Source organism: Faecalibacterium sp. I4-3-84, assembly GCF_023347255.1.
In the GTDB taxonomy this organism is placed as follows: Bacteria; Bacillota; Clostridia; order Oscillospirales; family Ruminococcaceae; genus Faecalibacterium; species Faecalibacterium taiwanense.
This window is the reverse complement of sequence record NZ_CP094466.1, coordinates 136,079-147,629: the sequence shown is the minus strand read 5'-3', so window position 1 is coordinate 147,629 and position 11,551 is coordinate 136,079. Positions and strand designations below refer to the sequence as shown.

The 11,551-nt window shown below is 56.2% G+C and carries 10 protein-coding genes; 8 read left to right on the top strand and 2 right to left on the bottom strand.

The features are described from left to right. The first annotated feature begins 69 nt into the window (after nucleotides 1-69). The 8 genes from thrC (at nucleotide 70) to nrdR (ending at nucleotide 10,421) form a co-directional block, all read left to right on the top strand. Complete coding sequence (thrC, locus tag MTP41_RS00800) at nucleotides 70-1,530, top strand: threonine synthase (RefSeq protein WP_249235966.1); 1,461 nt, start codon at nucleotides 70-72, stop codon at nucleotides 1,528-1,530. Nucleotides 1,531-1,564: 34 nt separating this feature from the next. Further along, on the top strand, nucleotides 1,565-2,248 hold the full coding sequence (locus tag MTP41_RS00795) for a metallophosphoesterase (RefSeq protein WP_005941928.1): 684 nt from the start codon (nucleotides 1,565-1,567) through the stop codon (nucleotides 2,246-2,248). Between the two features lie 209 nt (nucleotides 2,249-2,457). Further along, nucleotides 2,458-3,774: a trigger factor gene (gene tig / locus MTP41_RS00790; protein WP_249235965.1), complete on the top strand. Its 1,317-nt coding sequence runs from the start codon at nucleotides 2,458-2,460 to the stop codon at nucleotides 3,772-3,774. Between the two features lie 146 nt (nucleotides 3,775-3,920). Further along, on the top strand, nucleotides 3,921-4,517 hold the full coding sequence (clpP, locus tag MTP41_RS00785; RefSeq protein WP_005941935.1) for an ATP-dependent Clp endopeptidase proteolytic subunit ClpP: 597 nt from the start codon (nucleotides 3,921-3,923) through the stop codon (nucleotides 4,515-4,517). Nucleotides 4,518-4,558: 41 nt separating this feature from the next. After that, a complete protein-coding gene (gene clpX, locus MTP41_RS00780; protein WP_097777745.1) occupies nucleotides 4,559-5,881 on the top strand; it encodes an ATP-dependent Clp protease ATP-binding subunit ClpX in 1,323 nt (440 codons plus the stop codon). Between the two features lie 230 nt (nucleotides 5,882-6,111). Then, a complete protein-coding gene (locus MTP41_RS00775) occupies nucleotides 6,112-7,395 on the top strand; it encodes an aminotransferase class I/II-fold pyridoxal phosphate-dependent enzyme (protein WP_118527346.1) in 1,284 nt (427 codons plus the stop codon). Between the two features lie 180 nt (nucleotides 7,396-7,575). Then, the gene (gene secF, locus MTP41_RS00770; protein WP_249235964.1) at nucleotides 7,576-9,912 is read left to right on the top strand and encodes a protein translocase subunit SecF; all 2,337 of its coding nucleotides are present in this window, start codon (nucleotides 7,576-7,578) and stop codon (nucleotides 9,910-9,912) included. Between the two features lie 38 nt (nucleotides 9,913-9,950). Beyond that, on the top strand, nucleotides 9,951-10,421 hold the full coding sequence (nrdR, locus tag MTP41_RS00765; RefSeq protein WP_044953681.1) for a transcriptional regulator NrdR: 471 nt from the start codon (nucleotides 9,951-9,953) through the stop codon (nucleotides 10,419-10,421). Between the two features lie 52 nt (nucleotides 10,422-10,473). Here nrdR and MTP41_RS00760 read toward each other — a convergent pair whose 3' ends face one another. Together MTP41_RS00760 and MTP41_RS00755 are read right to left on the bottom strand one after the other, a co-directional pair. Continuing rightward, complete coding sequence (locus MTP41_RS00760) at nucleotides 10,474-10,842, bottom strand: DUF4363 family protein (RefSeq protein ID WP_097782131.1); 369 nt, start codon at nucleotides 10,840-10,842, stop codon at nucleotides 10,474-10,476. Nucleotides 10,843-10,851: 9 nt separating this feature from the next. Then, complete coding sequence (locus MTP41_RS00755) at nucleotides 10,852-11,544, bottom strand: DUF421 domain-containing protein (protein ID WP_249235963.1); 693 nt, start codon at nucleotides 11,542-11,544, stop codon at nucleotides 10,852-10,854. Between the last annotated feature and the right edge of the window lie 7 nt (nucleotides 11,545-11,551).

Below are 11,551 nucleotides of genomic sequence, written 5' to 3'. Positions count from 1 at the left end.
CAGAGGGCTTCTCTGCCACAGCAGAAGAGCGTGCTTTGCACGTTCTACGGCGAAAAAGGAGCGACAACAATGCAGTTTTTTAGTACCAGAGACCAAAACCGCAAAGTGACTTCCTCGGAAGCAATCGCACAGGGCCTGTCCAACGAGGGCGGTCTGTTTGTACCGGAAAGCTTTCCGCAGGTGGATGTGAAGGCACTGTGCGAGCTGGACTACCCGGCCATGGCAGCTGCCGTCATCAAAGAATATCTGACCGACTACTCGCAGGATTTCCTGACTGAAGCTGCCCACAAGACCTACGGAGAGGCCTTTGGCGGCAAGGCAGGCTATCTTGCCCCGGTGGAAGGGGACACCTATGCCTTAGAGCTGTGGCATGGCCCTACCTGTGCATTCAAGGATTATGCTCTGCAGCTGATGCCGAAGCTTCTGGTGGAAGCCAAAAAGAATCTGGGCCGCACGGAAAAGACCCTGATCCTTGTGGCGACCAGCGGCGATACCGGCAAGGCAGCTCTGGACGGCTACCATGATATCCCGGGCGTGGAGATCGCAGTGTTCTATCCCACGGGCGGCACCAGCGAGATCCAGCGCCTGCAGATGGCAACGCAGGAGGGTGCCAACGTGGCAGTGTACGCTGTGCGCGGCAACTTTGATGATGCACAGACCGGTGTGAAGAAGGTCTTTGGTGACACTGCCATTGCAGCAGAGCTTGCCAAGCGGAACATCCGCCTGTCCAGCGCCAACTCCATCAACTGGGGCCGTCTGGTGCCGCAGATCGTCTATTACTTTGCCGCCTATGCCCAGCTGCTCAAGGCGGGCAGGATCACCTTCGGCGATGAAGTGGACTTCTGCGTACCCACCGGTAACTTCGGCGACATTCTGGCAGGCTACTATGCAAAGCGCATGGGCCTGCCCGTGGGCAAGCTGGTCTGCGCTTCCAACGAGAACAACGTGCTGACCGATTTCCTCACCACCGGCACCTACACCGCAAAGCGGGAGTTCTTCAAGACCACCTCACCCAGCATGGACATTCTGGTGTCCTCGAACCTCGAGCGCCTTCTGTACCATGTCACCGGCAGTGATGCCGAGGTGGCGGGCCTGATGAAGAGCCTTGCCGAGACTGGTAGCTATACTGTGCGTCCGGAGACGCTGGCTGCCATTCAGGAGAACTTCTCCTGCGGCTGGAGCAGTGAGGAAGAAGTGGCAGGGGAGATCCGTGTCCGCTACGAGAAGGACAACTACCTGTGTGATACCCACACCGCCGTTGCGTTCCATGTGGCAGCGCAGAAAAAGCGCGCGGGCGTGCCCATGGTGGTGCTGTCCACCGCGTCTCCCTTCAAGTTCCCGCGCAGTGTGCTGGAAGCACTGGGCCGCACCGCCCCGGAAAATGATTTTGAAGCAATGCAGCAGCTGGAAGCAGCTACCGCGCATACCGCACCGGCAAGCCTTGCCGCGCTGCGCCAGAAGCCGGAGCGCTTTAACACCGTGATCGATCCTGCGCAGATCGCCGAGGTGGCGCTGGGCTATCAGGAATAACACATCCTGCTGCATTTAGAACAGGAGAAAAAACATGGCACTTTTTGTGCTTGGCGATACCCACCTTTCTCTGGGCGCTTCCAAGCCGATGGATATTTTTCCCGGCTGGAATGATTATGTGGAGCGCCTTGAGAAAAACTGGCGCAAGCTCATCAAACCAGAGGATACCATTGTATTGGCGGGCGATATCAGCTGGGCCATGCGCCTGACCGATACCCGTAAGGATTTTGAATTTCTGCAGAGCCTGCCCGGGCAGAAGATCATCATGAAGGGCAACCACGATTACTGGTGGTCTACCGTGAACAAGATGAATGCCTACCTCAAAGCAGAAGGCTTTGATACCCTGCACATTCTGCACAACAACTCCTACAGTGTAGAGGGGTATGCACTGTGCGGTACCCGCGGCTGGCTGTTTGATGCAGGCGAGGCCCACGACGAAAAGGTGATGAACCGCGAGATCGGACGGCTGCGCATGAGCTTGGATGCCGCCGAACCCGGGCTGGAAAAGCTGGTGTTCCTGCACTATCCGCCGGTGTATACCGGCACCAGTGCGCCGGAGATCGTAGCCACCTTAAAGGAATACAGCATCAGGACCTGCTACTATGGCCATCTGCACGGCAATGCCATCCGCTATGCGGTGCAGGGCGATGTGGATGGCATCCACTACAAGCTGGTCAGTGCCGATGGGCTGCGTTTTTGCCCGTACCGCATCAATTGAACCGTTAAAACCAATAAAAATTAACAATTTGGGCTGGCAATTGTGTCAGGAGCGTGCTATAATAGTTTTTGACGCGATTGTTGCACCCAATTGAGCGCGCGCGTCCCCGCATATTGCAAAAGCAAGTTCATCCAGGACGCAGTGCGCGGTTGCAAAGGGCAAAAACTTCCTGCCCTGCGCAATAGAATTTTTGAGTGGAGGAAAAACAAATGAATTTCATCAAGTGTGAAAAGCTCGAGAAGAGCATGGCAGAACTGCAGTTCTCCATCGACGCAGAGGCTTTCAAGAAGGCTGTTGCCGATGTTTTCAAGAAGGAAGGCAAGAAGTACGCTGTTCCCGGCTTCCGTAAGGGCAAGGCTCCCCGCGCTCTGATCGAGAAGATGTACGGCGCTGATGTCTTTACCTATGATGCCATCAATGAGCTGTTCCCCGAGGCTTTCGAGGCTGCTGTCAAGGAAGCTGGCGTTGAGCCGGTCGGCCGTCCGGAGGTCACTGTTGACTCTGCTGATGAGACCAACGGTGTCACCCTGACCGTCAAGGTCGCTGTCAAGCCTGAAGTCAAGATTGGCAGCTACAATGGTCTGACAGTTGAAAAGACTGTCCATACTGTTTCTGACGAGGCTGTTGAAGCTGAGCTGAAGCGTGTGCAGGAGCGCAATGCCCGTGAGCTGACCCGTGAGGGCGCTGCTGAGAACGGCGACATCGCTGATATCGACTTCGAGGGCTTCGTCGATGGCGTGGCTTTCGAGGGCGGCAAGGCTGAGCACTACAGCCTGACTCTGGGCAGCGGCAGCTTCATCCCCGGCTTTGAGGATCAGATCGTGGGCCACTCCGCTGGCGAAGAGTTCGACGTGAATGTTACCTTCCCCACCGAGTATCAGGCTGCCGAACTGGCTGGCAAGGCTGCTGTGTTCAAGATCAAGCTGCACGAAGTGAAGTACAAGGAGCTGCCTGCTCTGGATGACGAGCTGGCTAAGGATTGCTCTGAGTACGACACTCTGGACGAGTTCAAGGCTTCCATCCGCAAGAACAATCAGGAGCAGCTGGACAAGCAGGACGATCTGGCTGTTGAGAATGCTCTGGTGGATCAGGTCATCGAGAGCATGGAGGGTGAGATCCCCCAGGCAATGTATGATGCCCGCATGGACGAGATGGTCAACGACTTTGCATTCCGCGTGGAGCAGCAGGGCCTGCGCCTCGAGGACTACCTGAAGTATATGGGCCAGACTATGGAGCAGTTCCGCGCTTCCTTCATGCCGCAGGCTGAGAAGCAGGTCAAGATCCGTCTGGCTCTGGAGGCTGTTGCTGCTGCTGAGAACATCGAGGCTTCCGAGGAGGAAGTTTCCGCTGAGATCAAGCGCATTGCTGACCAGTACAAGATGGAAGAGGACAAGGTTCGTGAGCTGGTCAATGTTGACGACCTGAAGAAGGATCTGGCCATCAACAAGGCCATCGACTTCATCAAGAGCCACGCAAACATCGTGGAGAAGGCTGCTGAGGAAGAGAAGGCTGCAGACGCTGAGTAATCAGCTCCTGTGTTCCTTTGAAGCGAGCAGTATGCTGCACGGTTTCAATCAAAGGTTGTAAAAATTGACCGATACGGAAGAACCGGCAGGGAAACCGTATCGGTCAATTTTGCAAATACTATATTCCATTTCAGGAGGCGAACTTTATGAGTTTTGTTCCTTACGTTGTGGAACAGTCGTCCCATGGCGAGCGTTCCTATGATATTTTCTCCCGTCTTTTGAACGATCGCATCATCGTTCTGAGCGAGGATGTCAACGATACCTCCGCCAGCCTTGTTGTGGCACAGCTGCTGTATCTGGAAGGGCAGGACCCGGACAAGGACATCAGCCTGTATATCAACAGCCCCGGCGGCTCCATCAGCGCCGGCATGGCCATCCACGATACCATGCAGTATATCAAGTGCGATGTTTCCACCATCTGCATGGGCATGGCAGCTTCCATGGGTGCCTTCCTGCTGGCAAGCGGCACCAAGGGAAAGCGTTTTGCACTGCCCAACTCGGAAATTCTGATCCATCAGCCGCTGATCGGCGGGCAGGGCGGCGGCCTTTCCGGCCAGACCACCGATATCAAGATCCATGCCGAGCACATGGTGTATATCCGCGATAAGATGAACCGCATGCTCAGCGAGTACACCGGCCAGCCGCTGGAAAAGATCCAGCTGGATACCGAGCGCGACAACTATATGTCCGCACTGCAGGCAAAGGAATACGGCCTGATCGATGAGGTCATTGCCCACCGCTGAGCCGCCGACATTTAATTTACCCAGGATAAGGAAAAACAGCTATGGCAAATAACAATTCCGGCAGAGACAAAAACGAAAAGGATCTGGTCTGCAGCTTCTGCGGAAAGCATCAGGACGAAGTGGAGCGTATGATCATCGGCCCCGGTGTCAATATCTGCAGCGAATGCATCGGCCTGTGCCACGACCTGCTTTCCGACAAGCCGGATCAGCCCAAAAGCGCCCGACCGGCCCGTGGTGCAAACCGTGCACACATCCAGCCTGCGGACGATCTGGATATCAACATCCTGACCCCGGCCGAGATCAAGGAAGGTTTGGATCAGTATGTGATCGGTCAGGACGAGGCAAAGCGTGTGCTGGCCGTCTCGGTCTACAACCACTACAAGCGCATCCTCAGCGGCAAGGGCAGCGATGTGGAGCTGCAGAAGTCCAACGTGCTGCTGCTGGGTCCTTCCGGCGTGGGCAAGACCCTGCTGGCACAGACTCTGGCAAAAATGCTGGGCGTTCCCTTCGCCATTGCCGATGCCACCACCCTGACCGAAGCCGGTTATGTGGGCGAGGATGTGGAGAACATTCTGCTCAAGTTGATCCAAGCAGCGGATTTTGATGTGCAGAAGGCACAGATCGGTATTATCTATATCGACGAGATCGACAAGATCACCCGCAAGAGTGAGAACCCCTCCATCACCCGCGATGTGGGCGGTGAGGGCGTGCAGCAGGCCCTGCTGAAGATTTTGGAGGGCACTGTGAGCAATGTTCCTCCGCAGGGCGGCCGCAAGCACCCGCAGCAGGAGTTCATCCAGATCGACACCACCAACATCCTGTTCATCTGCGGCGGTGCATTTGATGGCTTGGATAAGTATATCCTGCGCCGCACCGATAAGTCCGCACTGGGCTTCGGCAGCAGCCTGAAGGATAATTCCAGCGAAGCGGAGAAGGCTCTGCTGCGCAAGGTGGAACCCCACGATCTGGTCAAGTTCGGCCTGATCCCGGAACTGATCGGCCGTCTGCCGGTCATTACCGTGCTGGACGATCTGGACGAGGACGCTCTGGTTCGCGTACTCAAGGAGCCGCGCAACAGCCTTGTGAAGCAGTATAAGGAACTTCTGAGCATGGATAATGTGGAACTGAACTTCACTGACGAAGCACTCCACGCCATTGCCCGCAAGACGATCGAGCGCAAGACCGGTGCCCGCGGCTTGCGCAGCGTGATGGAAAGCATTCTGCTGCCCATCATGTACGAGGTGCCCACCGATGCTACCATCATCCGCGTAACTGTGGATGAAGATACCGTGGAAGGCGGCGAAGCACATCTGGAATACGGCGCGGTGCGCAAGCGCTATAAAAATCAGGTCGCTCTGAGCTGACGCTTTTAGCGTACAGCAGGGGAGCAAAGACCCGGCATTCAAGCTCTGTTTCAAAAGCTTTTTGCTTTTGGCAGGGCTTTTTGCTTTATTATTCTTGTTTCCGAGGGCAAAATGTACTATAATATTAAGGTCTGGAATGGCATGGGGAACGCTCCCTGGCAGGAATGCTCCGCAAAATGCCGCTCTGGCGCTATGGGTAACAGGAAGTACGATAAAGGAGTGTGTTTCTAATGGCAAATTATCTTGCAATGAATCGTGATGAACTCACTGCCGAAAAGGCAGCGCTCGAAGCAGAGTATAAAAAATTTCAGGCCAAGGGTCTCAAGCTGAACATGGCCCGCGGCAAGCCCGGCCCTCACCAGATGGATCTGGCTATGGACCTGCTGAAGATGAATGACTATACCACCGATGCCGGTACGGATGCCCGCAACTATGGCGAGCTGGAAGGCCTGCAGGAGGCCCGCGTGCTGTTTGCGGATGTCTTTGGCGTAAAGCCGGAGGAAGTGTTCGTGGGCGGCAACTCCAGCCTGCAGCTGATGTATAACCTCGTCAATATCGGCTATGTGTTCGGTTTCCCGGAGTCTCCGTGCCCCTGGTCTCAGGTGGAGAAGCGCAAGTTCCTCTGCCCGGTGCCCGGCTATGACCGTCACTTTGCTATTACCGAGGAGTTTGGCTTTGAGCTGGTCAGCGTGCCTATGACCCCCAATGGCCCGGATATGGACATTGTGGAAAAGCTGGTGGCCGAGGATCCTGACATCAAGGGCATCTGGTGTGTGCCGCAGTATTCCAACCCCGATGGCTACACCTACAGCGATGAGACCATCGAGCGTTTTGCCAAGATGAAGACCGCTGCGCCTGATTTCAAGATCTTCTGGGATGAAGCCTATATCGTCCATCACCTGACCGATGAGATCATCGAGACTCCGGTGCTGCTGAACGAGAGCAAGAAGTACGGCAACGAAAACCGTGTGTTCATGTTCACTTCCACCAGCAAGATCACCTTCCCGGGCGCAGGTGTCTCTGCCATTGCCTGCAGCGAGAGCAGCATGAAGTATATCTGCAAGCGCTTCTCGGTCATGATCATCAGCTATGACAAGATGAACCAGCTGCGCCACGTCCGCTTCCTGAAGAACAAGGAAGGTGTGCTGGCCCACATGGCAAAGCACCGTCGTCGTCTGGTGCCCTGCTTTGATGCCGTCAAGACCGCATTCAAGAACAACCTCATCCCCTGCGGGGATATTGCCCACTGGACGGACCCCAAGGGCGGCTACTTCATCAGCCTGTATGTGATGCCCGGCTGTGCAAAGCGCGTGGCGGGTCTGTGCAAGGATGCGGGCCTGACCCTGACCGGTGCCGGTTCTGCATATCCCTATCACAAGGACCCCGAGGATTCTCACCTGCGCATTGCGCCCACCTATCCCAGTCTGGACGAGGTGGAAACCGCTTCCGAACTGCTGTGCATCTGTGTGCGTCTGGCTGTGGCAGAAAAACTGCTGGCTGACAAGGCAGACTAACATTTTTTGATTTTATCTCCTCTGTGCGGCCCGTCTGGGCCGTCAGGGGAGTTTTGTCGCAAGAAAGCCGGCACGACGGCCCCCTTGCGGAAATGATAAGGCCCGCCGGAGCAGGCGGTCCGCGCTAGAATACGGGCGGCAGCTGCAAGAACTGCTGCTTTTGGAGGTTCTCTGAATTTTATGAAAACAAAAGGCAAAGCATGGCATCTGATCGCCACAGTGCTGTTGATCGTGGTATTTGTGTATACTGCGTTCTTCGGTGTGTATGCCAAGTACGGCGATACGACCACGACCTACATCAAAGGTGCAAAGGATATCCGCTTCGGTGTGGATATCAAGGGCGGTGTCAACGTCACCTTTGTGCCGTCGGATGGCTACGATGCTACCGAAGAACAGCTGGAAGCAGCCCAGCTCGTCATTGAGAACCGTCTCGTGGCGCTGAATGTGACCGACTACGAGCTGTATGTGGACAACAATTCCGACAGCCTGATCCTGGAGTTCCCGTGGCAGTCCGGTGAGACAGATTTTGACCCGGAAGCTGCGATCGATGAGATCGGCACCACCGCCTATCTGACCTTCCGCGAGGGAAGCAGTGCGGACGGTGAGCTGATCCTGGACGGCTCCATGATCGAGAGCGCCGCAGCTCAGTATGGCCCCGTCAGCAATGGCGGTGCTTCGGAGTATTTCGTCTCCCTCAAATTTACAGAGGACGGTGCCAAGGCATTTGGCGATGCTACCACAAAGCTGGCTGCATCGGGCGGCACCATCAGCATCTGGCTGGACGATGAAAACGTGAGCACGGCTACGGTCAACACCGCTATTACCGATGGCTCTGCCATCATTACAAGCTCGGCTTCCAATCCTTTCACGCAGGAGCAGGTCGTCAAGATGGCCCGCCAGATCAACTCCGGCGCACTGCCCTTTGCACTGACGGTGGACAGCTATTCCACCGTCAGCCCCAGTCTGGGCGAGAACAGCCTAAGCGCCATGGTTCTGGCCGGCCTGATCGCCTTTGCACTGATCGTGGTGTTCATGACGATGCTGTACCGTCTGCCGGGCTTCCTTGCATGTATTGCACTGGCTGGTCAGGTGGCAGCAACGCTGGCGTTCGTTTCCGGCTACTTCCCGGTGTTTGAAAGCTTTACCATGACTCTGCCCGGCATCGCAGGCATCATCCTTGCCATCGGCATGGGCGTGGATGCCAATGTTATCACGGCAGAACGCATCAAGGAAGAGCTGAAAAACGGCAAGTCCCTGGATGGCGCGCTCAAGAGCGGTTTTGCCCGCGGCCTGACCCCCATTGTTGACGGCAACGTGACCATCGTCATCGTGGCCATCGTGCTGATGGGTGCCTTTGGCCCCTCGGACAGCATGTTTGCAAAGGCACTCCACTTTGTGTTCTTTGCCTTTGGCCCCTCCACCGCAGGCACTATTTATGCCTTCGGTTACACGCTGCTCACCGGCGTGCTGCTGAACTTTGTGTTTGGCGTGTTTGCTACCCGTGTGATGATCCGCGGTGCGGCATCTATCAAGGCACTGCGCAACCCTTGGCTCTACGGTGCAGAAAAGCCCGGCAAGGAAAAAACCGAGAAGAAGCCCATCGACTTTGTGGGCCTGCGCAAGCGCTTCCTGACGATCTCCTCCTGCCTGATGGCAGCCATCGTGCTGTGCGCTGTGGTTTTGGGTGTCCATCTGGATACCGAGTTCACCGGCGGTGCCATGATCACCCTGAGCTACGAGGGCAGCTTTACCATGTCGGATGTGCAGAAGGTTGCATCCTCTGCATTGGAGAATAACGGCCTGACCCTGCAGACCGGTGAGAATGTTGCTACCGGTGGCCAGACCCTGAAAATCTCGATGCCCGGTACCGAAACAGTGACTACCGAGCAGGTGGCCAAGCTGCTGGACAGCCTGAACGAAAGCTGCCCGGACAACAATTTTGAACAACTGTCGCTAAGCAACGTCAGCGCTGCCATGGGCACCAAGTTCCTGCAGAAGAGTCTGGTTGCCGTGGTGTTTGCACTGGTGCTGATCCTGCTGTACATCGCCCTGCGCTTCAAGAACATCGGCGGCCTGACCGGCGGCATGATGGCAGTGCTGGCGCTTGTGAACGACCTGATGGTGGTGTTTGGCACCTTCGTGTTGCTGCGCACCGCGCTGGATGGCAACTTCATTGCCGCCATGCTTACCATCCTTGGCTACTCCATCAACGATACCGTTGTGGTCTACGACCGTATCCGCGAGAACCGCACCCTGATGGGTAAAAAGGCATCCTTTGAAGAGCTGGTGAACCACTCGGTGAACCAGTCCGCCCGCCGCACCCTGATCACCACCATTACCACGGTGATGGCGCTGGGCGTTATGTGCATCGTGGCAAAGCTGTATGGTCTGGACAGCATCTTTACCTTTGCGTTCCCGCTGATGATGGGCATGATCAGCGGCGTGTACACTTCGCTGTGCGTTTCCACCTCTGCGTGGGTGCTGTGGAGTGAGCGCAAGCCCAAGACCAAAGCCTAAAAACACAGCCCGGTCAGACCGGACAGGAGGAACAGAACATGAAGTGTCCCTATTGCGGAGCCGAGGAATCCAAAGTAATCGATTCCCGCCCCACCGAAGACAGTGAGCGCATCCGCCGCCGCCGCGAATGCCTGAGCTGCCATATGCGCTTTACGACCTATGAGGTCGTGGAGACTGTTCCGCTTGTGGTCATCAAAAAGGACAGCTCCCGTGAGCCGTTCGACCGGCAGAAGCTGCTCAACGCCATGGTGCGTGCCTGCGCCAAGCGGCCGGTCAGCTACGAATCGCTGGAGCGTGCGGTAAGCAGCATTGAGCAGACGCTGCTCAGCTCCTACGACCGTGAAATCCCCAGCGTGCGCATCGGTGAGCTGACCATGCAGGAACTGAAAAAGATCGACGAAGTGGCATATGTTCGCTTTGCATCGGTCTACCGTCAGTTTGCAGACGTGGAAAGTTTTTTCAATGAGCTGAAAAAGCTGATGGGCGACCGCAAGGAACCACAGAAATAATTTGCATCAGAACACCGGCTTTCGCCCAATGGGGCAGGGCCGGTGCTTTTGTTTATACCAGCCGGTGCGAGAGCCATTCCAGTGTTTCCACCTGTACCTGTGCGCGGCGCAGCTCACCAAAGGCCTCCTCTGGGGCACCCATTTCCAGGTGTCCGTCCGCCGCCCGCAGTGCAGCTTCCAGCTCGGTAAAATCTGCGGTGCGCAGCAGGTGGTTCATTTTGGTGCGCATTTGGTCGCACCGGTCGGCACCATCAGCAAGCGCCTGCCGGGCGGCAGGGTAGTCGGTATTGCGGATGGCTTCGGCGGCGGTGTCAAGGTCTGCCGAGATCACATCCGCAAAGCTCTGCACCTTCCAGCTGCTGTAAAAGGCCACGCTCAGCAGTACGGCCACAATGGCGATACATGCATAGATCCGCTTCATCCGCTCACCTCAATGGGAGCCGCCGGCACGGCGGTTCTCTTTTTTTAGCAAAAAATAATCCTCGGTCTCGTTGCCGATCAGCAGCAAAATTTCTTCCGGCAGCAGGGTGTTGGCCTGCGCCGTGCGTTCCAGCCACGCGCGGTCCTTGCCGCACCAGCGCAGGTTGTCTTCCAGCACCTGTCCGTCCAGCACAAAGGGAATGGTGGCGTTGATATGGGTCACCTTCAGCTGCAGGTCAGCAAGACGGGCTGGCTCTTTTTCTGGCCGCAGTGCTGCCGAAAGGGTACCGTTCGTCTCGATCACCGCGTAGGAGACCTCCCGTGGGTCAAAAATATTTTTACCGCGCAGCGCTTCCATCAGGTCGGCTGTGGTCAGCCGCAGCATCCGCAAGGCTTTCTGATCGATCTGCCCGTCCAAGATCACCGTCTTTGGTCTGCCGGAGAGAAAGTTGAAGAATTTCTGGCTGCGGAAGCTCAGCACGGAGCCAAGCAGTTCCAGCGCTGCAATGAGAAACAGCGGGATCAGGCTGGATGTGATGGGCACCTCTTCCGATTCAATGGAGATGGATGCCAGATTGGAAATGAGAATGGTGGACACCAGTTCTTCGGGCTGCAGTTCGCCCAGCTGGCGCTTGCCCATCAGCCGCATGGCAAACAGGACGCACAGATAAATGATGATCGTGCGGCAGATCAGAAGCTTCAAGTAACAA